The organism is Enterococcus sp. VV15, assembly GCF_005236045.1.
Lineage (GTDB): Bacteria > Bacillota > Bacilli > Lactobacillales > Enterococcaceae > Enterococcus_B > Enterococcus_B durans.
On the sequence record NZ_QPTY01000001.1, the window covers coordinates 1 to 23524 of the forward strand.

At 38.0% G+C, this 23524-nt stretch carries 22 protein-coding genes and 1 pseudogene; 18 read left to right on the forward strand and 5 right to left on the reverse strand.

Going from position 1 to position 23524, the window contains the following annotated elements; genetic code table 11:
- Positions 1–98: 98 nt before the first annotated feature.
- Together DVW83_RS00005 and DVW83_RS00010 are read left to right on the forward strand one after the other, a co-directional pair.
- Positions 99–257: pseudogene (locus DVW83_RS00005) on the forward strand (JAB domain-containing protein); the annotation flags it as partial.
- Positions 258–407: 150 nt separating this feature from the next.
- Entirely contained in the window at positions 408–608 is a 201-nt protein-coding gene (locus DVW83_RS00010; RefSeq protein WP_005875700.1) for a cold-shock protein, read from the forward strand.
- 500 nt (positions 609–1108) lie between these two features.
- Here the strand turns inward: DVW83_RS00010 and rnjA are convergent, their stop codons facing one another.
- Entirely contained in the window at positions 1109–2791 is a 1683-nt protein-coding gene (gene rnjA, locus DVW83_RS00015; RefSeq protein WP_005875702.1) for a ribonuclease J1, read from the reverse strand.
- Position 2792: 1 nt separating this feature from the next.
- Positions 2793–3005 (reverse strand): DNA-directed RNA polymerase subunit epsilon, encoded by a 213-nt coding sequence (locus tag DVW83_RS00020; RefSeq protein WP_005875704.1) that lies wholly within the window; start codon positions 3003–3005, stop codon positions 2793–2795.
- Between the two features lie 389 nt (positions 3006–3394).
- On the opposite strand from DVW83_RS00020, the gene efrA reads away from it, so the two are divergent.
- The 4 genes from efrA to DVW83_RS00040 all read left to right on the forward strand — a co-directional run bounded on the left by efrA (position 3395) and on the right by DVW83_RS00040 (position 7858).
- Complete coding sequence (efrA, locus tag DVW83_RS00025; protein WP_123862520.1) at positions 3395–5125, forward strand: multidrug efflux ABC transporter subunit EfrA; 1731 nt, start codon at positions 3395–3397, stop codon at positions 5123–5125.
- Entirely contained in the window at positions 5122–6888 is a 1767-nt protein-coding gene (gene efrB, locus DVW83_RS00030; RefSeq protein ID WP_137238882.1) for a multidrug efflux ABC transporter subunit EfrB, read from the forward strand. The genes efrA and efrB overlap by 4 nt, the downstream gene beginning before the upstream one ends.
- Positions 6889–6977: 89 nt before the next feature.
- Positions 6978–7157, forward strand: coding sequence for a hypothetical protein (locus tag DVW83_RS00035; protein WP_016177331.1), 180 nt, complete (start codon positions 6978–6980; stop codon positions 7155–7157).
- 212 nt (positions 7158–7369) lie between these two features.
- The gene (locus DVW83_RS00040) at positions 7370–7858 is read left to right on the forward strand and encodes a gamma carbonic anhydrase family protein (RefSeq protein ID WP_104661642.1); all 489 of its coding nucleotides are present in this window, start codon (positions 7370–7372) and stop codon (positions 7856–7858) included.
- 177 nt (positions 7859–8035) lie between these two features.
- Here DVW83_RS00040 and clpP read toward each other — a convergent pair whose 3' ends face one another.
- Entirely contained in the window at positions 8036–8629 is a 594-nt protein-coding gene (clpP, locus tag DVW83_RS00045; RefSeq protein ID WP_005875713.1) for an ATP-dependent Clp endopeptidase proteolytic subunit ClpP, read from the reverse strand.
- 179 nt (positions 8630–8808) lie between these two features.
- On the opposite strand from clpP, the gene DVW83_RS00050 reads away from it, so the two are divergent.
- The 11 genes from DVW83_RS00050 to DVW83_RS00105 all read left to right on the forward strand — a co-directional run bounded on the left by DVW83_RS00050 (position 8809) and on the right by DVW83_RS00105 (position 21059).
- Positions 8809–9336, forward strand: coding sequence for a hypothetical protein (locus DVW83_RS00050; protein WP_104661643.1), 528 nt, complete (start codon positions 8809–8811; stop codon positions 9334–9336).
- 329 nt (positions 9337–9665) lie between these two features.
- Complete coding sequence (locus DVW83_RS00055; RefSeq protein WP_104661644.1) at positions 9666–10400, forward strand: glycerophosphodiester phosphodiesterase; 735 nt, start codon at positions 9666–9668, stop codon at positions 10398–10400.
- Positions 10401–10407: 7 nt separating this feature from the next.
- Complete coding sequence (gene miaA / locus DVW83_RS00060; protein WP_104661645.1) at positions 10408–11325, forward strand: tRNA (adenosine(37)-N6)-dimethylallyltransferase MiaA; 918 nt, start codon at positions 10408–10410, stop codon at positions 11323–11325.
- A complete protein-coding gene (hflX, locus tag DVW83_RS00065) occupies positions 11326–12561 on the forward strand; it encodes a GTPase HflX (RefSeq protein ID WP_104661646.1) in 1236 nt (411 codons plus the stop codon).
- Positions 12562–12741: 180 nt separating this feature from the next.
- Positions 12742–13134 carry a MerR family transcriptional regulator gene (locus DVW83_RS00070; RefSeq protein WP_005875723.1) on the forward strand — a complete coding sequence of 131 codons (393 nt, stop codon included), beginning with the start codon at positions 12742–12744 and terminating at the stop codon, positions 13132–13134.
- 32 nt (positions 13135–13166) lie between these two features.
- Positions 13167–14507 (forward strand): type I glutamate--ammonia ligase, encoded by a 1341-nt coding sequence (gene glnA / locus DVW83_RS00075; protein ID WP_104661647.1) that lies wholly within the window; start codon positions 13167–13169, stop codon positions 14505–14507.
- A gap of 326 nt (positions 14508–14833) precedes the next feature.
- Complete coding sequence (locus DVW83_RS00080; protein WP_104661648.1) at positions 14834–16444, forward strand: CTP synthase; 1611 nt, start codon at positions 14834–14836, stop codon at positions 16442–16444.
- 546 nt (positions 16445–16990) lie between these two features.
- On the forward strand, positions 16991–17860 hold the full coding sequence (locus DVW83_RS00090; protein WP_137238884.1) for a class II fructose-bisphosphate aldolase: 870 nt from the start codon (positions 16991–16993) through the stop codon (positions 17858–17860).
- A 273-nt stretch (positions 17861–18133) separates the two neighbouring features.
- On the forward strand, positions 18134–19405 hold the full coding sequence (locus DVW83_RS00095; RefSeq protein WP_104662133.1) for a UDP-N-acetylglucosamine 1-carboxyvinyltransferase: 1272 nt from the start codon (positions 18134–18136) through the stop codon (positions 19403–19405).
- The gene (rho, locus tag DVW83_RS00100; protein WP_005875733.1) at positions 19402–20697 is read left to right on the forward strand and encodes a transcription termination factor Rho; all 1296 of its coding nucleotides are present in this window, start codon (positions 19402–19404) and stop codon (positions 20695–20697) included. Before DVW83_RS00095 ends, rho begins: the two co-directional genes overlap by 4 nt.
- 98 nt (positions 20698–20795) lie before the next feature.
- The gene (locus DVW83_RS00105; RefSeq protein WP_005875735.1) at positions 20796–21059 is read left to right on the forward strand and encodes a type B 50S ribosomal protein L31; all 264 of its coding nucleotides are present in this window, start codon (positions 20796–20798) and stop codon (positions 21057–21059) included.
- A 97-nt stretch (positions 21060–21156) separates the two neighbouring features.
- On the opposite strand, the gene DVW83_RS15300 is transcribed toward DVW83_RS00105, so the two are convergent.
- Together DVW83_RS15300 and DVW83_RS15310 are read right to left on the reverse strand one after the other, a co-directional pair.
- Complete coding sequence (locus DVW83_RS15300; RefSeq protein WP_224784352.1) at positions 21157–21729, reverse strand: site-specific integrase; 573 nt, start codon at positions 21727–21729, stop codon at positions 21157–21159.
- A 104-nt stretch (positions 21730–21833) separates the two neighbouring features.
- The gene (locus tag DVW83_RS15310; protein ID WP_224784353.1) at positions 21834–22289 is read right to left on the reverse strand and encodes an Arm DNA-binding domain-containing protein; all 456 of its coding nucleotides are present in this window, start codon (positions 22287–22289) and stop codon (positions 21834–21836) included.
- Between the two features lie 551 nt (positions 22290–22840).
- On the opposite strand from DVW83_RS15310, the gene DVW83_RS00120 reads away from it, so the two are divergent.
- Positions 22841–23362, forward strand: a complete 522-nt coding sequence (locus DVW83_RS00120; RefSeq protein ID WP_137238885.1) for an ATP-binding cassette domain-containing protein — start codon at positions 22841–22843, stop codon at positions 23360–23362.
- Positions 23363–23524: the final 162 nt, after the last annotated feature.

The following is a 23524-nucleotide window of genomic DNA, read 5'->3' on the forward strand; positions in this document are numbered from 1 at the left end:
TTCCATTCTTTGCAAGTAAAATGATAAAAAGATTCTTCTTTTTCTAAATAACGAGGATGGGACCTCATAGTGATTTTTATATATGTGCTAACTTATATTATCCATCGGGAAATGTTATTCCATCCAAGCAAGATGTGCAGTTTACAAGAAGAGTACAGAGATGTGGAGAGATGATGGGGATCGATGTATTGGATCATTTGATCATTGGGCAAAAGCAATATTTTAGTTTACGAGAAGAAGGAATATTAGAAGAATAAGAGTGGCTTTCTTGCAAAAAAAATGAAGCAAGTGTACAATTATATTGTAATTTTGTTTGGGAATAGAAGTTGAAACATCTGTTGCACCTCTATCGTACGCGAGCAATGTTACAATCAATTAAGTGCTTAGGCACGAGGAGGGTATTATTAATGGAAAACGGAACAGTTAAATGGTTCAACGCTGAAAAAGGATTTGGTTTTATTTCACGTGAAGATGGAAGTGACGTATTTGTTCACTTTTCAGCTATCCAAGGTGACGGATTCAAAACTTTAGAAGAAGGTCAAGCAGTAACTTTCGATGTTGAAGAATCAGATCGTGGCCCACAAGCTACGAATGTTGAAAAAGCATAATTTCATTGAAAAAGCCAAACAAGTGTTGTTCACCTACTGATTTGTAGGAAAAGAATAAATACTGTTTATAAGAGGTTGTTATAAAAGTATTTGTAGTCAATATAGATCACTTTTAAACACTAATCCAAAAGAGACCGTAATTATTACGGTCTCTTTTTTTGTCTAAAAATAAAAAAGAGAAGTGAACTTCTAAGTCTAAGGGCAAATGATGATTTTTCCAATCGGTAGAATGTGAGACAAATCTAAAAATCAGTTTTACTGCAGACTCTAGTTCGGGATGAACGAATTTTGTCTCGAACTCCTCCATCAAATGATTTTTATTGTATTCAACAGCAGCTCCGTGGTATCAAGTTGGAAGAGGGGATTCCCATTTTCTTAGCTCTATTGTGTCTTTGGATCTATATTTCCTTCGACTTTTGATCAGACACGATAATCAAAAAAAGCAGACAGCCTCTAAAGGCTGCCTGCTTTTTATATTGAACAAACTTTTTTAAAAGCTTTTATTTTTCTTCGTCAGGTGTCATCACCATAGGAAGAATCATTGGATGTCTTTCAGTCCGTTCAAATAAGAACGGTTGTAAGGCACCTGTCATGGCTTCTTTTAATTTATGCTCTGAACAATCTGGTGCATTCAAGACATCGCGAAGAGCGTGGAATAAGATTCGTTGCGCTTCATTGATCATTTCACCAGATTCACGCATATAAACAAAACCGCGAGATAGAATATCTGGTCCAGCTAAGATTTCTCTCTTCTTGATATCGACAGTCGCAACTGCTAAGACCAGACCTTCTTCAGATAGTAGGTGACGATCTCTTAATACAACATTACCGATATCACCGATGCCGCTGCCATCGATGTAAACATCACCAGCAACGAAATGACCAGCGGGACGTGCACTATCGCTAGTTAAAGCTAGCACATCACCATTCTCCATGATAAAACAGTTCTCAGCTGGAACTCCTGTGGCTTGGGCCAATGAAGCATGGATTTTCAACATTCTGAATTCCCCATGAACTGGAACAAAATATTTTGGTTTCATTAAACGAAGCATCAATTTTTGCTCTTCTTGACCACCATGACCAGAAGTATGGACGTTATTGATTTTGCCGTGGATAACTTCTGCACCTGCTTCAGATAACAAGTTGATCAAATGATTGACACTTGTTGTATTTCCTGGAATAGGTGAACTTGAAAAGATGACTGTATCATCAGGTTGGATTTGGATCTGACGATGCGTGCCATTTGCGATCCGACTCAACGCAGCCATTGGTTCACCTTGAGAACCAGTACATAAAATCATTGTTTCATTTGCTGGTAAACGATTGATTTCATGTGCATCCACAAATGTCCCATCTGGCACTTTGATATATCCTAGACGCTGACCATTGACGATTGCATTTTCCATGCTACGACCAAATACAGCGATTTTTCGACCCGTCGCAACAGCAGCATCTGCAGCTTGCTGTAAACGGAAAATATTTGACGCAAAACTAGCAAATATGATGCGACCTTCAATCTTTTCAAAAATCTTTAAGATAGAAAGACCAATCGTTTTTTCAGATTTTGTGAACGTTGGGATCTCTGCATTTGTACTATCAGATAGCAAGCAAAGAACACCTTCTTCACCAATACGCGCCATTTTGTGTAAGTTTGCAGGTTCACCAACTGGCGTAAAGTCAAATTTGAAGTCACCTGTGGCAACGATGTTACCAGAAGGTGTTTTTACAACGACACCTAATGCATCAGGGATACTATGGGTCGTTCTGAAGAAGCTAACTGATGTTTTTCTGAATCGGATCACAGTATCTTCATTAATCTCATGCATTTCAGCATCTCGTAACAAACCGTGTTCGTCAAGCTTATTTGTTATCAACGCTAACGCAAGGGGGCCAGCATAGATAGGGATATTTGCTTGTTTCAATAAATAAGGGATCCCACCAATATGGTCTTCATGCCCATGAGTGATCACAAGTGCTTTCACTTTGTGTATATTTTGAACGATATAGTTGTAGTCAGGAATTACGTAGTCAATTCCAAGAAGGTCATCTTCTGGAAACTTGATTCCAGCATCAATGATGATGATTTCATCTTGAAATTGTACCCCATACGTGTTTTTCCCGATTTCACCTAATCCACCAACCGCAAAGACGCCTGTCTCGTTATTTTTGATGGAAAGTTTCATCTTAAAACTCCACTAAAGTGAATTCGGCATTTTCTTTTTCGTATTCTAGATGGCTTCCTTCTAGAAGTTGAACGAATTCAATATTGTATGGGGTATTTTCTTCCACTTTTTGACGTGCTTCGACATCGCTACTTGCTTCAATGTAAAGTGATTGAGTTTCTTCTCGTTTGGGATTACGAATCTTTGTTTCTTGATAGTATACTTTGTAAATCATTAGTAAGTCTCCTTTATCTGCGTATAGCAGTAATTTAGCTAGTTGATTTTAGACAACACAAAACGAGGGGACAAGCCACCTAGTTTTTCATATGCTTTGAGTAAAATGATCGATTTTACTCAAAGAGACAAGCCTCGTTTTGCTTATCCATTCAGATTATTCTTCAACCGTGCCCTTCTGTATGGTTTTCACATACAATAGTTAATTGCTATTTTAGCATAAAATTGGTGATAAGTATAGAAATCGACTAAGTGGAAAGGAAAATTGTTTTTATCATCCGAATATAATAAAAAAATTTTTTTCCCACTAGAAGTGTTCTATATAGTCACGGAGTATGCTATTATTTTTATTAATGGCTAAATTTAATTTGATTAAAAGGAGATGAGAAAGTGAAATTGATGTGGCATTACACCATGCGCTATAAAAAATATCTTGTATTGAATTTTATCTGCGTATTTGGTTTTATTTTGATCGAGTTGGGGTTACCAACGATCTTGGCTCGAATGATCGATGTCGGCATTCGCAACAACGATTTCGATTATGTCAAACAACAAGGAATTTTCATGATCATCATTACGGTGATAGGGATCATTATGAATATATTGTTAGGCTATTTTGGTTCTCGGATCACGACGAATATCGTAGCAGATATCAGAGATGATCTATTCAAAAAAATCCAAAGTTACTCACACCAAGAATATGAAACATTAGGGGTAGCATCTTTGATTACTCGAACAACGAATGATGCGTATCAAATCATGCTATTTTTACAAAATATCTTGAGAATCGGTTTTATGACGCCGATGATGTTCGTGGTGAGTCTCTACATGGTCATGCGTACAAGCGTATCATTAAGTTTGTATGTGATCGGGGCGTTACCTCTCTTATTAATCGCCGTGGTAGCAATTGCTAAATTTTCTGAACCATTGTCAAAAAGACAACAGAAAAATTTAGATAAAATCAATAGTATATTACGTGAAAATCTATCTGGTTTACGAGTTATTCGTGCGTTCGTCAATGAAAAATTCGAAGAAAAACGTTTTGCCAAGGTAAATAAGAACTATGCTTCTAGTTCAAAGAGTCTCTTTCGTTTGATGGCTGTTGCGCAACCTGGTTTTTACTTTTTGTTCAATATTGTTATGGTCTTGATCATTTGGAGCGGAACAGTTCAAATTGAAGCAGGAGCGTTACAAGTAGGTGACTTGATCGCATTTATCGAATATATTTTCCATGCGCTATTTTCATTCATGCTATTTGCAAGTGTCTTCATGATGTACCCGCGTGCAGCAGTTTCTGCTGGTCGTATCCAAGAAGCATTGGATGCTTCTCCATCAATCACTGAAGATCCTAATGGCGTTTCTGAAACAAAAACAAAAGGGTATATTGAATTTAAAAATGTGACCTTTGCTTATCCAGGACACTCACAAGAGCCAGTGATCCGCAACGTAAGCTTTACTGCCTCTCCTGGAGAAACGGTAGCATTTATTGGGAGTACTGGTAGTGGGAAATCAACACTGATCCAACTGATTCCTCGTTTTTACGATGTCAGTGACGGCGAGATTTTAATTGATGGAGTAGATGTGCGTGACTATCGCTTAAGCAAACTTCGAGATAAAATCGGCTTTATTCCACAAAAAGCGCTGTTGTTTACTGGAACGATCGCTGAAAATTTGAGATATGGTAAAGAGGATGCAACCCAAGAAGAGATGGAACAAGCTGCAGAAATTGCTCAGGCAGCGGATTTTATATCTAAGAAAACCGATGGATATGATGAACATCTTTCCGAAGGGGGAGCAAACTTTTCAGGTGGACAAAAACAACGGCTTGCAATAGCACGTGCAATTGTTCGCAGACCGGAGATCTATATTTTTGATGACAGTTTCTCTGCATTGGATTATCAAACGGATGCGAAGCTTCGTGCAAGACTGAAAAAAGAAACGACAGAATCAACTGTCTTGATCGTGGCACAACGTGTAGGAACGATCATGCATGCTGATAAGATCATTGTCTTGAATGAGGGGGAAGTGGTAGGTATGGGCACGCATCGAGAGTTATTGGAAAATTGCCCGATCTATTATGATATAGCTGCTTCACAGTTATCGAAGGAGGAATTAGCATGAAAAATACATTTGCTTCCTTAAAACGATTAGCTCGTTATATCAAACCCTACAAATTGACGTTTATCTTTGTTTTGTTGTTTACTGTATTGACGGTCGCATTCAATGTCGCACTACCTTACGTAGTTGGTTTGCCAACCACTGAAATCAGCAATAATATTGCGAATGGTGAGTCGATCAACTTTGATTATATTTTTAAGTGTTTGATTTGGATCACAGTTGTTGGGATCGGTTATTGTGTTTCACAATTGCTTTCAGGTGTTTTGATGACCAATGTTGTGCAAAGTGCAATGCAAGATCTGAGAAGAGATATCGAAGAAAAAATCAATCGCTTACCGGTTTCTTATTTTGACAAGAACCAGCAAGGAAATATTTTATCTCGTGTCACTAACGATGTGGATGCTGTCAGCGGTGCTTTGCAACAAGCGTTTATTGGTGTCGTGAATGCGATTTTAGGAATTACGATGGCAGCGGTAATGATGTTTTATATACAACCAATCATGGCTCTGATTTCAATGATCATGATCCCAGCTTCCATCTGGATCTCTAAACGAGTGATCAATGCTTCCCAAAAATACTTCCAACAAATGCAAAATTCATTGGGGGAATTGAATGGCTATGTTCAAGAAAATATGACTGGTTTTAGTGTATTGAAAGTCTATGGTCGGGAACAAGAGACCTTTGAAGGATTTAAAAAGGTCAATCATTCATTGAAACATTATGGATTCAAAGCAGCGTTTATTTCTGGCCTGATGATGCCTTTAGTTCAACTTACCGCCTATGCTACGTATATCGGAATGGCTGTATTGGGTAGTTTTTATGTGATTTCAGGTGTGATCGTTGTGGGGCAACTACAAGCGTTCATCCAATATATTTGGCAAATCAGCCAACCAATGGGAAATATCACGCAATTGTCTTCTGTTCTACAAAGTGCTTCGGCGGCTACGAAGCGTGTCTTTGAGATTTTAGATGAACCAGAGGAAAAAGAAAATAAAGTAGATGTCACTCTTCCAGAAACAATATTAGGAAATGTTTCTTTTGAACATGTGGACTTTGCCTATGATCCAAAAAAACCGTTGATCCAAGACTTGAATTTTGAGGTCAAAGCAGGGCAGACGGTAGCAGTCGTAGGTCCTACAGGTGCAGGAAAAACAACGTTGATCAACCTATTGATGCGTTTTTATGATGTGACACATGGAGCTATAAAAATCGATGGTATCGATACAAAATCAATGAGCCGAAGTGATGTTCGGTCATTGTTCGGTATGGTTCTGCAAGATGCATGGCTATATGAAGGAACGATTGCGGACAATATCCGGTTCGGTAAATTGGATGCGACAGATTATGAAGTGGTTGATGCTGCGAAAACAGCCAATGTTGATCACTTTATTCGAACGATGCCAGATGGCTATGAAATGGAGATCAATTCTGAAGGGGACAATGTTTCTCTAGGGCAAAAGCAACTGTTGACGATTGCTCGTGCAGTGGTTTCTGATCCTAAGATTTTGATTTTAGATGAAGCAACCAGTTCAGTGGACACACGTCTTGAGGCATTGATCCAAAAAGCAATGGATCGCGTGATGAAAGGACGAACCAGTTTCGTGATCGCCCATCGGTTATCCACGATTCGAGATGCTGATCTGATCTTAGTGATGGATCAAGGACAGATCATCGAAAAAGGAACGCATGAAAGCTTGCTTGCACAAGGCGGTTTTTATGAAAAACTCTACAATAGTCAATTTGCAAAAGAAGTAATAGAGGCGTAAAAAGCGCAACAAAAAAGAAGGTTTATTTTTGTTTTTCTGTGTCATTGGTGTTACGCTTAATGTATCAAATAAGAAGCGGAGATGGGATTATGCAAGAATTTTTGGACAAAAAAATTGCTGAAACAAAGAAGGAAATCGACCGTTTGACAACACGCCGACAAGAAGAACTAGGAAATTCCATTAATTTTATTGAAAATGAACTACAAATCGAACGGTTACGAGCACAAGTTGTGGCATATGAATCTGTATTAGAACATTTAGAAGCCTAAAAGAGAAGTATCAAACCATGAGAAATAAGCTGCGATTCACAGAAATCACTTTACAAATTTTTGAGAATCTTGATTTCTTTTCGAAGAGACTACTATTTCTACTGTTTGATTTAGAAGATGAGTGAAAGGTAAATTTTCCTTTTTCTCATCTTCTTTTTGTTGCAGTCATCACGATTCTGTTATAATGAACAACAAAAGAAGGGGGAGCATGGATGAAAGAACGATTTATTGCCCCAAACGCCACTGTTGTCGGTGAGGTTGAACTTGGGGAAGGAGTAACTGTTTGGTATCAAGCAGTTGTACGTGGTGACAGTAACGCGATCAAGATTGGCTCAAACACTAATATTCAAGATGGCACGATTATTCATGTGGATCATAATGCACCTGTCGAAGTCGCTGAAAATGTGACTATTGGGCACCAATGTTTGCTGCATGGCTGTACGATTGAAAAAGGGGCGCTGATCGGCATGGGTTCCACGATTTTGAATCATGCAGTGATTGGAGAAAATAGCTTGATCGGCGCTGGATCGCTAGTAACGGAAGGAAAAGTCATCCCACCCAGTGTATTGGCTTTTGGCCGACCGGCCAAAGTAATCCGCCCGCTTACGGAAGAAGAAATCGAAAAGAATCGGCAAAATATCCAGCATTATGTCGATCTAGGAGAAAAATACCTGAAAGGCGAGTTCGATCAGATACAGTAGCATGAAGATTTTTTGGGGAGTCTACTTTTGACTGCCTTGTCTAACGGATAAAAAATGTATTTCTTCTGGATAAACGAAACGAGCCGAATAACGGAAAAAACTACTTAGATAGTTTTCGTTATTCGGCTCGTTTGTTGTACGAATTTTTAGGCACGGAACTTATTCAGCACTCTCCGATTAGTTTAAAGAAGCACTGTTTTCCATTACTTCATCGATCAAACCGTATGCTTTTGCTTGTTCAGCAGTCATGTAGTTGTCACGATCTGTATCTTTTTCGATTACTTCAAGTGGTTGACCAGTACGTTCAGCCAAGATTTTATTTAAACGTTCACGAGTTTGTAAAATGTGACGCGCTGCAATCTCGATTTCTGTTGCTTGTCCTTGTGCTCCGCCAAGAGGTTGATGGATCATGATTTCAGCGTTTGGTAAAGCAAAACGTTTGCCTTTTTTCCCAGCTGTAAGTAAGAAGCTACCCATAGAAGCAGCCATACCCATAACGATTGTTTGAACATCTGCTTTCACGAAGTTCATCGTATCGTAGATCGCCATACCAGCTGTAACAGATCCACCAGGTGAGTTGATGTATAGATAGATGTCTTTTTCAGAATCTTGTGCATCTAGGAAAAGTAATTGAGCGATGATTGAATTTGCTAAATCATCTGTTACTTGTCCACTCAGCATGATGATCCGGTCTTTTAATAGACGAGAATAAATATCGTAGGCTCTTTCGCCACGAGAGGATTGTTCGATAACTGTAGGGATTAAATTCATAATAAGGTTCCTCCTTGATTTCTTTAGAAATAGTGTAACATAAATTGATTTCTAATACCTAGAATGTAGTATACATTTTTGGTCAATAAAGGTCAAATAAAAAACTTTGGCGAAATAGGTCTATCATATGAATTTATGTTATGATAAAAATTGAAATGCAAAACAAGGAGGAATAAGAATTGGTAGTTGGTATCATAGGTTTTATTGGCGTCTTATTAGGTGCTATCATCGTATATATAGGAATGGCTGTCCAAATGCGCCATCTTGAAAATAAAGAACAACGAAGACGTGAATTAGAATTGAAAGTCAAAGAAATAGAAACGTTGAATCAATTAAATAAGAAAATCAATGAGATATTGCAAAAAAGAGCGACCTTATTAGATGAATATGTTAGTTTTGATGCATTCGATGATTGCTATATCACGATCGATGATTTTGCTTATTTACAGTCTTTCTCCGCTCAAAATAATTTTTACCTACCGAACTATATCTTGGACGAGTTGTTTAAAAATATCGCCCATCGAAAAGTCATTCTTTCTCCGGATGAAACAATGAAAATCGGAGGATATGCCTATAAAGGTGGACGGGTCATTTTGGAAAATTTCACCGATAACTTAAATGAAATGATCATTGAAAAAAAAGCACAATTAAAGAATGTTACAAGACAACCAATCGGCTTTTTCTCAAAAGATGATGTATGGAGCTAGTAGCCTGTGGGATGCTATTCTCATGAAAGTGGCGAAATAAAAGTCGTTTAGGTTTGAAAAATTGGAGAGAAAAACGAACAATACGTTTTTTGTATTGCTCGTTTTTTTTGAAATTTCCGAAAAAACTGACTTTTGGACGCTGTTTATTCGAGAGTCTGTAGCAAAACTGATTTTTTGATTTGTTCCACATTGCTTTATTTGGTTTGCTACACGTGAAGTGAGTTGATAGTTGCTATATCAATTGGTGTTTTTTTACATATGGATAGGATAAATCACAGTTGTCACTACTTTTTCCTGTGTTACAATAAAGTGGATCGGAGTGAAGTGATATGGTACAGATTTTTGCCCATCGAGGCAGTAGTGGGACGCATCCAGAAAATACATTGCCAGCATTTGCTGAAGCTGTTCGTGTAAATGCAGATGGCATTGAGTTGGATGTTCATTTGACAGAAGATGGCGAGTTGGTCGTGATCCATGACGAAGAGGTGGATCGAACAACCAACGGCAAAGGACTTGTTCGAGAAAAGACACTAGAAGAAATCAAAAAGTTGAATGCGGGTCTTTGGTTCAATGACAAGTTTCCAGCAGCTAAGATTCCGACGTTAAAAGAAGTGTTGGATCTACTCTTGCAAAAAAACTATCGTGGAACAGTGATGATTGAAATCAAAACAGATAAATATGAATATGCAGGCATTGAAGAAAAAGTCTCCAAGCTATTGACCAATAGTGTTTGGCCTTTTCAACATGCGTATTGCAGTTTCAATATAGATTCTTTAAAGCGGCTATCTCTTTTAGAAACCGATGTACAGCTGGATCTATTATTAAGTAGCTCGCAGAAAAAAGTGACCTTAGCCAAAAATACAACTTATTTAGAAGGAATCCATCCTAAAGTTGATTGGTACTTTTCCAATCTGGAAGAAGTCCAAGCGTTTCCTAAGGCAATCAGATGTTGGACGATCAATGAAGAAGCACAAATGATCCGATGCTTCAATCAGCCGATGGATGCAATCATCACGGATTTTCCTGAAAGAGCAATAAGACTAAAACAATCAATGAAAAAGTAGGATAACGATGGAAAAAGTACTTGTGATCGTCGGACCCACAGCGGTCGGGAAAACCGCCCTTAGTGTGGAATTGGCAAAAAAATTCAATGGAGAGATCATTAGTGGAGACTCTCTGCAAATCTATAAAAAACTTGATATTGGAACTGCAAAAATCAGTACTTCAGAGATGAGTGGGATTCCCCATCATTTGATCGATGTGATCGAACCAACAGATAATTATTCTGTAGCAGATTTCCAAAAGGCTGGTAGACAGCTGATTACTGAAATAACTGAGAGAGGGCATCTACCGATCATTGCTGGCGGGACAGGACTTTATATACAATCGTTGCTTTATGACTACCAGCTGGGAGCAAAAGAAGAAGTGGTGTCTGAAGTTCGAAAAAAATATGAAGAGTTGGCTGAAAAAATCGGGAAAAAACAATTATGGGAGTATTTAAAAGAAAAAGATCCATTGGCAGCTGAAAAGATCCATTGGAACAATCAAAGAAAAGTCATCCGTGCTTTAGAAGTGTTTGAAGTAACTGGTTATAGTATCATGACACCAAAAGAAAAACCGCAATGCTTATATGAATATTGTATGATCGGGCTAGATACAGACAGGAAACTTCTGTATCAACGAATTGATCAGCGAGTGGACCAAATGATCGCAGCGGGGTTGGTTGACGAAGCACGCTTTGTTTACAGCTTGGGTGAGATACAGGCAAGCCAGGGAATCGGTTACAAAGAATTGTACCCTTATTTTAAAGGAGAAATAACCTTGGAAGAGGCTGTTGAACAAATCAAACAGAACTCAAGACGTTACGCAAAACGACAATTGACTTGGTTTCGTAATCGGCTAAAAGCGCAATGGTTTGACTTGTTAAAACAGCCAAAGCAACAAGAAGAGATCGAGCGAGTGATCAAAAAGTGGCTGGAGGAAAAATAGATGGAAAATGGACAGGAAAAAGTCATCATCGTGGGCGTTGAAACAGAAGAAAATCAACGCTATTTTGAAGAATCAATGACTGAATTAAGTAAGCTGACTATGACAGCTTCTGGGAAAGTGGTATTCACATTGACACAAAAAAGACCACAAGTAGATCGGCAAACGATCATTGGAAAAGGGAAGCTGCAAGAATTGATCCAACAAGCAGATGCTTACGAAGCAGACCTCATCATCTTCAATCATGAAATGACTCCTAGACAAAGTCAATTAGTAGGTGAAGCAGTCGGTCTTCCTGTCATTGATCGGGTACAATTGATCCTAGATATTTTTGCGATGCGGGCACGTTCGAAAGAAGGGAAGCTGCAGGTCGAACTGGCACAATTAGAATATCTTTTGCCACGTTTAGCTGGTCAAGGAAAGTCGATGTCAAGACTTGGGGGCGGAATTGGAACAAGAGGGCCAGGAGAAACAAAACTGGAAACAGATCGCCGTCACATCCGCAACAAAATTCTAGGAGTCAAGCGTGAATTGAAGGCAGTAGAAGCGCATCGAGAAAGAAGCAGACAAAAACGTCAGATGAGTGAGGTTTTTCAGATTGGTTTGATCGGCTATACAAATGCTGGGAAATCAACGATATTAAATCTTCTCACACAAGCAGATACGTATTCTAAAGACCAATTGTTTGCGACGCTGGACCCATTAACTAAAAAATGGCGGTTCGCTGAAGGGTTTGAAATCACTGTGACAGATACAGTTGGATTCATTCAGGATTTGCCTACACAGCTGATCGATGCTTTTCATTCGACACTAGAAGAAAGTCAAAACATGGATCTATTGTTACACGTGGTAGATGCAAGTTCGCCAGATCGAACATTACAAGAACAAACTGTATTACAGTTGATGGAAGAATTAAAAATGAACGAAATGCCTATATTGACGGTATATAATAAAGCGGATCAGATCGACCCCGCTCTCTTTACGCCGACACTATTCCCGAATGTATTGATCTCTGCTCAAAGTGTGGAAGGCAAAGACCAATTGATTGCTGGGATCAAACGCCAGCTGATGGAATTGCTAGAGCCTTACACACTACTTGTTGCAAGTGACGAGGGTCAGAAATTGAGTGCGTTACGTCGACAAACGCTTGTATTGAGTGAACACTTTATTGAAGCGCAAAATAGCTACGAAGTAAGAGGTTTTGCTAAAAAAACCTCAAAATGGCTAAAAATGGAATAAATTATAGTTATTTATTCCTATTTATTATATTAATAAGGACACAGATATCGAAAAAAAGATATCTGTGTTTTTTTATAAAAAAATCGAAGTTCCATGTTAGGAAATGTAACATATGCAGTTGACAAGTTTTTTAGTGATTGGTATACTTTACACAACTTATGAAACGAAAGGGGACGTCTGATGGGAGAAAAGGAATTGCGCCGATCAATGTCGGTATTTCCAATTGGTACAGTGATGAAATTAACTGATTTATCCGCGCGACAAATTCGCTACTACGAAGAGCAAGATTTTGTTCATCCTGAAAGAAGCGAAGGAAATCGCCGTATGTATTCATTGAATGACATTGATATATTGTTAGAAATCAAAGATTATCTTTCTGATGGGCTGAATATGGCTGGAATCAAGCGAGTGTATGAAATGGCTCAAGCGAAAAAACAGGAAGAAAAAAGTAAGAAGCCACTGACTGACCATGACGTTCGCCAAATTTTTCGTGATGAGATCTTGGCGCAGGGCGGATTAAGCAAAACAGGGCATTATCAGTCACAAGGAATGCAGAGACAATTTTTTGACTGAATGAAATAGACAAAAAAAGGAAGAGGGATATCATGGTAAAGAAACAGATAACAGGCGAGGAAATTAAACGAATCATCGAAGAGGAGAATGTTCGCTTTTTAAGATTGATGTTCACTGATATTTTAGGAACAATCAAAAACGTAGAAGTACCAGTTAGCCAAATTGACAAAGTTCTAGAAAACAAAATGATGTTTGATGGTTCTTCTATTGAAGGATTTGTACGTATCGAAGAAAGTGATATGTATTTGTATCCTGATCTTTCAACTTGGATGATCTTCCCTTGGGAAAGCGATCATGGAAAAGTTGCTCGTTTGATCTGTGATATCTATAATCCAGACGGCACACCATTTGCAGGGGACCCACGTGGAAACTTGAAACGTTCACTAAAAGATATGCGTAACCTTGGATTTACCTCTTTCAACTTAGGACCAGAACCAGAATTCTTCTTATTCAAATTAGACGAAGACGGTGAGATTACAACTACTTTAAATGATAAAGGTGGTTATTTCGATTTCGCTCCTACAGATTTAGGCGAAAATTGCCGTCGTGATATCGTATTGGAATTAGAAAGCTTAGGATTTGAAGTAGAAGCTTCTCACCATGAAGTTGCTCCTGGTCAACATGAAATCGACTTTAAATATGCTGATGTTGTAGACGCCTGTGACAATATCCAAACATTCAAATTAGTCGTAAAAACAATCGCTCGCAAACACGGCTTACATGCAACCTTTATGCCTAAACCACTATTTGGTATCAATGGTTCAGGTATGCACTGCAACATGTCTTTATTCAATGAAGAAGGCAATGCTTTCTACGATAAAGACGGCGATTTAGAGCTTAGCCAAACAGCATACCATTTCTTAGGTGGTTTATTGAAACATGCTCGCGCATATACAGCTGTATGTAACCCAACAGTGAACTCATACAAACGTTTAGTTCCTGGCTATGAAGCACCTGTATATGTTGCTTGGAGTGGACGCAACCGTTCACCGCTAGTCCGTGTTCCAGAATCACGTGGCTTGTCTACTCGTTTAGAATTGCGTTCAGTAGATCCTTCTGCTAATCCTTACTTAGCAATGGCTGTTTTACTTCAAGCTGGTTTAGATGGTATCCGCAATGAAATCACTCCTCCAGATGCAGTTGACCGCAATATCTATGTAATGGATGAAGACGAACGTGCAGAAGCACATATTTTAGATTTACCATCAACTATCCACAATGCTATCAAAGAATTACGTAAAGATGAAGTAATGATCGACGCATTAGGCCAACACATCTTCTCGAACTTTGTAGAAGCCAAACGTTTAGAATGGGCTGCATTCAGACAAACCGTTTCAGAATGGGAAAGAGAACAATATTTAGAATTGTACTAAAAACAGGAAAGAAAGAAGCGTAAGGTAAAACTGACGCTTCTTTCTTTGCTATTTTACTCGTTTTTTGAAGTTATTTCTTGAAGAGTGGATTTGCAGAAGTGACTTCACAGAAATCGTTAGAAAAAATAAAATCAAAATGAAAACGTATTGAATGGAAATGAGTACTTGACTTTCAATAATTCTGAATGTATCATACACCTTGGGCACCCTTTTAAAGGGTCAGAAGTTTGCAGAAATTTTGGCTCCCTATTCTAGTTAGAATAGGGAGCTTTGTTTATTTTCTGAGACTTTTCCTGCAGATAAAACAAGAAGGAGTTTTTGAACTTATGACAAAATACATTTTTGTAACGGGCGGCGTAGTTTCATCGATTGGTAAAGGAATCGTTGCGGCTTCATTAGGTCGTTTGTTGAAAAATCGTGGCTTAAAGGTAACTATCCAAAAATTTGATCCATACATCAACGTGGACCCAGGGACAATGAGCCCATATCAACATGGGGAAGTATTCGTAACAGATGATGGAGCAGAAACTGACTTGGACTTGGGTCACTATGAACGTTTTATCGATATCAATTTGAACAAATACTCCAATGTTACCACAGGAAAAATTTATTCTGAAGTACTTCGTAAAGAGCGTAAAGGGGAATACCTTGGAGCAACAGTACAGGTTATTCCACATATCACGAATGAGATCAAAGAAAAAATCATGCGCGCAGCAAAAATGACGGATTCAGATGTCATTATCACTGAAGTAGGTGGGACCGTTGGTGATATCGAATCTCTACCATTCTTAGAAGCTCTACGTCAAATGAAAGCAGATGTCGGTGCGGACAACGTGATGTACGTCCATACAACCCTTATTCCTTACTTAAAAGCTGCCGGTGAAATGAAGACAAAACCTACACAACACAGTGTAAAAGAACTTCGTGGTCTAGGTATCCAACCAAATATCTTAGTTGTGCGTACAGAACAACCAGTTTCACAAAACGTGAAAAATAAATTGGCACAATTTTGTGATGTCGAACCAGAAGCAGTTATTGAATCTCCAGATGTGGATACACTTTATTCAATCCCGTTGCTGTTACAAAAGCAAGGCATGGATCGGATCGTCTGTGAACATTTGAAATTAGACACACCAGAAGCAGATATGACAGAGTGGAAAAAATTAGAAGAAAAAGTATTGAATTTAAAGAAAAAAGTTCGCATTGCATTGGTAGGAAAATATGTTGAACTTCCAGATGCTTATATTTCTGTAGTGGAAGCATTAAAGCATTCTGGCTTTGCATTTGATTCTGATATCGAATTGGAATGGATCAAATCACAAGATCTAACAAGAGAAAATGTAGAGGAACATTTGAAAGATGCTGATGGAATCCTAGTTCCTGGAGGATTTGGCGATCGCGGTCTTGAAGGTAAGATCGAAGCTATCCGCTATGCCCGTGAAAATGATGTTCCATTTTTAGGTATCTGCTTAGGAATGCAAATGGCATGTGTGGAATTTGCCCGTAATGTAGTTGGATTAGAAGATGCAGCCTCTGCTGAAACAAATCCGGATACTGCTAATAACATCATTGACTTGATGGCAGACCAAGAAAATATCGAAAACCTTGGTGGAACACTACGTTTAGGCCTTTACCCATGTAAGATCAAAAAAGGAACGACAACAGCGACAGCCTATGATGGAGAAGATGTTGTTCAAGAACGTCACCGTCATCGTTATGAATTCAACAATAAATATCGTCAATTATTCGAAGAAAACGGCTTGGTATTCTCAGGGGTATCACCAGACAATCGTTTGGTTGAAATCGTAGAATTGACAGATAAAAAATTCTTTGTGGGTTGCCAATTCCATCCAGAATTGATTTCTCGTCCAAACCGTCCGCAAAAACTGATCAAAGCATTTGTTGGCGCTGCGTTATCTGAACGTGAAGGAAAATAACAAAGCTTTTTAGAAAGCGTAATGAACGAGGTCAAGCAAAAGTCGTTTAGGTTTGAGAAATTGGAGAGAAAAACGAACAATACGTTTTTTGTATTGTTCGTTCTTTTTTAATTTACGAAAAAACTGACTTTCGGACACCATCAATTCGAAATTAAAGTCTGCAGCAAAACTGTTTTTTAGATTTGTTCCACATTCGTTCTACATATGAACAAGCGGTGGGATCAGAAGCAACTTCTTCACAAATAAACCGGAATTCATAAAAATTTTAAAAAGTAAATTTCGTGAATTTTTGTTTATTTATCGAAGTAAAATACTTCTGTTCCGCCCTTTTTATATTTTGTTATTGATTGCCTCAAAAGAGTGGATGGATAAACCAGTTTTCACATTTATAACGAGTAGAAGTCTTATTTTTTACAAAAAACTTCTTGAAAATTTTCATTTTCAGTGATTTTAGTAGAAAACTACCGAAATGTTTGGTAAAATAGGTTCGTTGGTTAAGAATAGTCTTAACAAATTTAGTTTTACAAAAATTAGGAGGAATTTATTATGCCAGTAGTATCAGGAGCTGAATTTTTAAAAGCTGCTCGTAAAGGCGGTTACGCTGTCGGCGGATTCAACACAAACAACTTAGAATGGACTCAAGCAATCCTTGAAGCAGCTGAAGCTAAACAAGCACCAGTACTTATCCAAACTTCAATGGGTGCAGCTAAATACATGGGTGGTTACAAAATCTGTAAAGATTTGATCACTGATTTAGTTGAAACAATGAACATCACTGTTCCAGTTGCAATCCACTTAGACCACGGTGACTACGAAGCTGCTTTAGAATGTATCGAATTAGGCTATACTTCAGTTATGTTCGACGGTTCTCACCTACCATTTGAAGAAAACTTGAAATTAGCTAAAGACGTTGTTGAAAAAGCACATGCAAAAGGAATCTCTGTAGAATGTGAAGTTGGTTCAATCGGCGGCGAAGAAGATGGAATCATCGGTAACGGCGAATTAGCAGATATCGAAGAATGTAAACAAATGGTTGCTACAGGTATCGATTACTTAGCATGCGGTATCGGTAACATCCACGGACAATATCCTGAAAAATGGAAAGGATTAGCATTTGATCATTTACAAGCAATTGCTGATGCTGTAGGTCCAGATATGCCTTTAGTATTACATGGCGGATCAGGTATTCCTCAAGACCAAATCGAAAAAGCTATCTCAATGGGTATCTCAAAAGTAAATGTTAACACTGAATTCCAATTATCATTTGCTGCTGCTACTCGTGAATATATCGAAGCTGGTAAAGACCGCGAAGGTAAAGGATTTGACCCTCGTAAATTATTAGCACCAGGTAAAGCTGCAATCATCAAAGATGCAGAAGCTCATATCGACTGGTTCGGTTCAGCTAACAAAGCTTAATTTCAAAAAAATTAAGAATACCGCAAAATGGGGTTTCCTGTTTTGCGGTTTTTTGTTTTGTAGAATGAATCAAATGAGTAACTAGGAGTTGTTTCTGCTCCCACCCTTTATTCGTTTTTAAAGAATGAGACAAAAGTGTTTCTTACTTTTGTCCCACACTCATAAACTCCCACTCTTTTATTAAATCAAATCAACGAAACTCGTTTCTTTTTTTTATCTATGATAAAATACAAGCATATGCAATAAATTTGAACAATTACAAGGTGGAAATCAATGAAAAAAATCATAATCAATGGAAATCGCCCGCTCACTGGTGAAGTAACGATCAGTGGTGCAAAAAATAGCGCAGTTGCGTTGATTCCAGCAGCTATTTTAGCAGATTCTCCAGTTATTCTAGAAGGTGTACCTGATATTCAAGATGTTCATTCGTTAATCGAGATTTTAGAGATCATGGGCGCAAAAGTCCATTTTTCACAAAATGTTTTAGAAATCGATCCGCGAGAAATCGTTTCAGTACCCATGCCAAGTGGGAAAATCAATAGTTTACGCGCTTCTTACTATTTTATGGGTACATTGCTCGGGAAGTTTGGGGAAGCAGTCGTAGGTCTTCCTGGTGGCTGCTATTTAGGTCCTCGACCAATCGATCTACACGTAAAAGGATTTGAAGCTTTAGGTGCCTCAGTTAGTAATGAGCATGGGGCGATGTATTTACGAACAGATAAACAGTCATTAAAAGGCAATCGTATCTTTATGGATGTTGTATCAGTCGGAGCTACGATCAACGTGATGCTTGCAGCAGTTAAAGCAAAGGGACAAACAGTGATCGAAAATGCTGCACGTGAACCAGAAATCATCGATGTCGCAACTCTACTGAATAATATGGGCGCAAAAGTCCGTGGTGCAGGAACCGACGTGATTCGGATCGAAGGAGTGGAACAACTTCATGGGTGTCGTCATTTTATGATTCCTGATCGGATCGAAGCGGGCACCTATCTTGCCTTAGCAGCAGCGGCTGGCAACGGGATCAAAGTCAAAAACGTTATCTATGAACATTTAGAAAGTTTTATTGCAAAACTTCAGGAAATCGGTGTGAATATGACGATCAGTGAAGATGAGATCGAAGTCTTTCCATCGAAAAACTTGAAAGCAGCCAACATCATGACCTATCCTTATCCTGGATTTGCTACGGATCTGCAACAACCACTTACGCCACTCTTATTAATGACAAAAGGGACATCTGAAATCACAGATACCATTTACGCAAAACGAGTAAATCATGTGCCGGAATTAGCTCGAATGGGCGCTGACATCTCCGTTGAAGGAAATTTGATCATCACAAATGGACCAAATAAATTGCACGGTGCTGAAGTAGTTGCTTCTGACCTTCGAGCAGGTGCATGTTTAGTCATTGCAGGTTTACTTGCTGAAGGAACAACAACGATTTATAACGTAGAGTATATTTTACGTGGATATGATCATATAATTGAAAAATTGACAGCATTAGGTGCTGAAATTCAAATGGTGGAGGAAGTGGAAGCTGAATGAGTGATTATTTAACGATGGCAGAGCTCGAAAATAAGACGCTGAAAGAAGTATATAACTACGCAAAAGAATTTAAAATTCCTTATTATAGTAAGATGAACAAAAAGGAGTTATCCTTAGCAGTCATTCGTGCACAAGCAGAAGAGCAAGGATTTTATTACATGGAAGGGATATTAGATATCGTCGGTCAAGATGGGTATGGCTTCTTGCGTCCTATCAATTATGGACCGAGTGTAGAAGATATCTATATCTCTGCCTCACAGATCAGACGATTCAGCTTGCGAAATGGGGATAAAGTTGCTGGTAAAGCACGTCCGCCAAAAGAATCTGAACGTTATTATGGATTGATGCACGTTGAAAGCGTTAATGGAAAAGATCCGGAAGAAGCAAAAGAACGGCCTCATTTTCCAGCGCTGACACCTCTTTATCCACAAGAACAACTTCGATTAGAAACAACGCCACAACGCCTTTCTACTAGAATGATCGATATATTTTCTCCAGTAGGGTTCGGTCAACGTGGACTGATCGTAGCTCCTCCAAAAGCTGGAAAAACATCCGTCTTAAAGGAAATTGCTAATGGGATTACAGAAAACCATCCAGAAGTCGAATTGATCGTTCTATTGATCGATGAACGACCAGAAGAAGTGACGGATTTAGAACGCAGTGTCAAAGGAGATGTTGTCTCTTCCACATTTGACTTGCAGCCACAAAATCATACAAGGGTTTCAGAATTAGTCTTAGAACGTGCGATGCGTCTAGTAGAAGACAAGCGCGATGTGGTCATCTTGATGGATAGTATCACGCGTTTGGCTCGTGCCTACAATTTAGTCGTACCTCCTAGTGGCCGTACACTAAGCGGTGGGATCGACCCAGCAGCGTTATACAAACCAAAGAAATTCTTTGGCGCAGCTAGAAACATCGAAGAAGGTGGCAGCCTGACGATTCTAGCAACCGCATTAGTGGATACCGGTAGTCGTATGGACGATGTCATCTATGAAGAATTTAAAGGAACAGGTAACTTAGAATTGCAACTTTCTCGTGACTTGTCGGAACGCCGGATCTTCCCAGCCATCGACATCAAAAAATCTGGTACTCGTAAAGAAGAACTATTGATGCCAAGCGAACAACTAGAAGAAATCTGGAAACTTCGAAAAAATATGACAGGTGATTCTTTAGAATACACAGAACAATTGATTCGTTTTTTACGAAAAACTAAGAATAATCAGCAATTCTTCAAAGAATTTCAAGATGTATCTTTCAGTAAAAAAAATCAAACAAGAAATCTAAAAAGATAATTGCAACCTTATAAGAAACATGTTAAGATGTTACTGTTGTATATCGACAAATCAACTCTGATTCAGCAAATGGGTCAGGGCAAAGGAGCGAAAAAAGCATGAAAGAAAACATCCATCCAGATTACCATCCAGTAGTGTTCATGGATTCAACAACTGGTTTCAAATTCTTGTCAGGATCAACAAAATCTTCACAAGAAACAGTTGAATGGGAAGACGGTAATACATACCCAGTCATCCGTGTCGAAGTAACTTCTGACTCACATCCATTCTATACTGGACGTCAAAAATTCACACAAGCAGACGGACGTGTGGACCGTTTCAACAAAAAATACGGTCTCAAAGACGCAAACGCTGCAGAGTAATAAAAACGCTGATATATCAACGTTTGGCAGACTACGTTATGATGTAGTCTGCTTTTTTTCGCTTTTGACCATACTTTTGACCTTCTGGAAATGCCCATTATTTTCTTCTATAGAACTTATAAAAATCCGCAAAGCGATTCGCTGTTTCCTCTATTTGTCGTTTCGTCACATGGGTGTAAATATCCATCGTTGTTTTAATATCGGTGCGTCCGAGACGAACTTGAACTTCTTTAATCGAAGCACCTGATTCAAAAAGCAAACTACAATGAGTGTGACGAAAATCATGAGGTGTGATTCGTTTCAAATTGTGATTTACATAGTCTAAATAAAGTGGTTTATTCTCCTCTGATGAAAACAAAAGTTGTTCACCATCTTTTGTAGGCTTGATTCCCATTTTTAGAAAATATTCTTTTTGCTTCAATTGCCAGCGTTTGATTACTTGCAATGTTTCAGAGTCTATCGAGATTGTTCGAAGGCTCTTTTCTGTTTTGGAAATTTGAAATTTGATTTCCGACTTATCACAAGTGGCTAAAGTTTGTTTAACAGAGAGTGTACGTTTCTCAAAATCAATATCTTTCCAGCGTAAGGCTAACAGTTCACTTTTTCGTAATCCTGTAAAAGCCAAAATCCGAAAAAATTGGATAAATCGGATCAGGATAGTTTTTGGCAATTTCAAGGAATTCTAATAGTTCTTCCTTTTCATAGTAAGGTGTAGAATATCGCTTTTCGTCAATACGTTTCTGGCGTTTAGGACGAATAACAGTATCCATGTGATTATTTCGAATGAGCCGTAAACTCAAGGCATACTTGAAAACGGATGATGTTAAACCAATCAAGTTTGAGTATTTTTTTGTAATAGCTATACCAGTGATTTACCTGTTTTTGACAATAAGGAATTGAAATTTTTGAGATTTTCAAATTACCAAAAAAAGGAAAGATATGTTTTTTGTAAGCCGATTTTTGGGAGACATAGGTGCTTTCACGAACCGTATTTTTATATTGTTCAAACCACTCATCTGCCAATTCTGAAAAAAGGCGTTGTGAGTCCGTCACCACATCTTTTTCCTCTACTTGTACCTTCAAGCGATTATAAGCCTTCTTGGCTTCTTGTGGTGATTTAAAACCACGCTTGGTGGTATATTTCTTTTTTCCTGTAACAGGATCAATGCCGAGATATGCTTTGAACATATAGGTAATTGTGCCATTTTTCTTTTTATATTTTTTAATCATAATTGTCTCCTTTGATTCATTCGCCAGTACATCAAAGAGAAGATTAGCTCCTTTCTTATCGGTATCATAGTCAGCGAAAACAGGTAAGTCAAGGTTAGATTTTTAGACTGTCTAAAAATAGTTTTACATCTTCACGATCAAAGCGTTTTTTTTATCAAACTTATGTGTTTATTGGGCGGTCTTAACGGACAGAAACGGCTCTGTGGGCGCTGCCCCGCTACTCCCATTCTAACCACCCAACAAACTCACAGGGAAATTAGTTTTGTGCAGTGTTGCCTTGTTTTCTTGGGATCAAAGATGCCGCATCTGCCGTGGCCGATAAACCATTAACGTTAAGCGACTGATTCAAACGCTATATAGGGAAATCTTAATTAAAAATATATCTCTTAGTATAAGTGCTACAATACAGAACATCTTTTTGTTATTAGTAATCTTACGTGGTGGTTTTCTTGTTTTTGAAGGAGTTATTTCAATAGGGAAATTAATATCTTTTCAGATGATTATGCCATTTTTTATTTTGCCAATAAAAAATCTCTTATCTGTACAATCAGATGTACAAAATCTTATTTACTGAAAAAATGAACATTAGCTTTGTTGAACAAAATTCGAATTTCTTTCCTGGTAGTCTGCTAGAAAATATCTGTTTTGATTCGAATAACTTTAATGAGCAGAAATATAGTAATATTTTGTCTGAATGTGGCTTAGTAGGGTTTGATAAGCAATTTCCTTTAGGTATTAATACTCGTATTATTGAGAATGGAAATAATTTATCAGGGGGGCAAAGACAGCAATTGTCCTTAATTAGAGCAATGTATAATCAACCTGACTTTCTCTTATTAGATGAACCGACGAGTAACATTGATAAGGTAAAAGAAAAAAATATTTTTAGCAATTTGTTTATGAGCTCTACAAAAAAATCTATAGTAGCAGTCATTCATAATAAAGAATTACTATCATATTTTGATAGAATAGTTTTTTTGAAATCTGGAAAAATTGTCTCTGAGGGTAATTTGAGAGATTTGCTTTCTAATTATAATGAATTTGCAGAATTATATTATGATGGAGGAAAATAAGCAATTTCTTCAATTTTCTAAAATTATATTTTCGTTATTTTTAAAATAGAAGGTGAATTTGTTTTTATTCAGCGGAACTTCAATGTAAAAAAGAAAAGTTCTAAATTTTTATTTGTTTTATTCGGTAAAAATAGTAAAATTTCCAGATGTTTTTATTAATTT

Bases quoted from the DNA above. Each gene is read 5' to 3' on its own strand.
- DVW83_RS00010 (WP_005875700.1), top strand. From the start codon at position 408: ATGGAAAACGGAACAGTTAAATGGTTCAACGCTGAAAAAGGATTTGGT.
- rnjA (WP_005875702.1), bottom strand. From the start codon at position 2,791: ATGAAACTTTCCATCAAAAATAACGAGACAGGCGTCTTTGCGGTTGGT.
- DVW83_RS00020 (WP_005875704.1), bottom strand. From the start codon at position 3,005: ATGATTTACAAAGTATACTATCAAGAAACAAAGATTCGTAATCCCAAA.
- efrB (WP_137238882.1), top strand. From the start codon at position 5,122: ATGAAAAATACATTTGCTTCCTTAAAACGATTAGCTCGTTATATCAAA.
- DVW83_RS00035 (WP_016177331.1), top strand. From the start codon at position 6,978: ATGCAAGAATTTTTGGACAAAAAAATTGCTGAAACAAAGAAGGAAATC.
- DVW83_RS00040 (WP_104661642.1), top strand. From the start codon at position 7,370: ATGAAAGAACGATTTATTGCCCCAAACGCCACTGTTGTCGGTGAGGTT.
- clpP (WP_005875713.1), bottom strand. From the start codon at position 8,629: ATGAATTTAATCCCTACAGTTATCGAACAATCCTCTCGTGGCGAAAGA.
- DVW83_RS00055 (WP_104661644.1), top strand. From the start codon at position 9,666: ATGGTACAGATTTTTGCCCATCGAGGCAGTAGTGGGACGCATCCAGAA.
- miaA (WP_104661645.1), top strand. From the start codon at position 10,408: ATGGAAAAAGTACTTGTGATCGTCGGACCCACAGCGGTCGGGAAAACC.
- hflX (WP_104661646.1), top strand. From the start codon at position 11,326: ATGGAAAATGGACAGGAAAAAGTCATCATCGTGGGCGTTGAAACAGAA.
- DVW83_RS00070 (WP_005875723.1), top strand. From the start codon at position 12,742: ATGGGAGAAAAGGAATTGCGCCGATCAATGTCGGTATTTCCAATTGGT.
- glnA (WP_104661647.1), top strand. From the start codon at position 13,167: ATGGTAAAGAAACAGATAACAGGCGAGGAAATTAAACGAATCATCGAA.
- DVW83_RS00080 (WP_104661648.1), top strand. From the start codon at position 14,834: ATGACAAAATACATTTTTGTAACGGGCGGCGTAGTTTCATCGATTGGT.
- DVW83_RS00090 (WP_137238884.1), top strand. From the start codon at position 16,991: ATGCCAGTAGTATCAGGAGCTGAATTTTTAAAAGCTGCTCGTAAAGGC.
- DVW83_RS00095 (WP_104662133.1), top strand. From the start codon at position 18,134: ATGAAAAAAATCATAATCAATGGAAATCGCCCGCTCACTGGTGAAGTA.
- rho (WP_005875733.1), top strand. From the start codon at position 19,402: ATGAGTGATTATTTAACGATGGCAGAGCTCGAAAATAAGACGCTGAAA.
- DVW83_RS00105 (WP_005875735.1), top strand. From the start codon at position 20,796: ATGAAAGAAAACATCCATCCAGATTACCATCCAGTAGTGTTCATGGAT.
- DVW83_RS15310 (WP_224784353.1), bottom strand. From the start codon at position 22,289: ATGATTAAAAAATATAAAAAGAAAAATGGCACAATTACCTATATGTTC.
- DVW83_RS00120 (WP_137238885.1), top strand. From the start codon at position 22,841: ATGTACAAAATCTTATTTACTGAAAAAATGAACATTAGCTTTGTTGAA.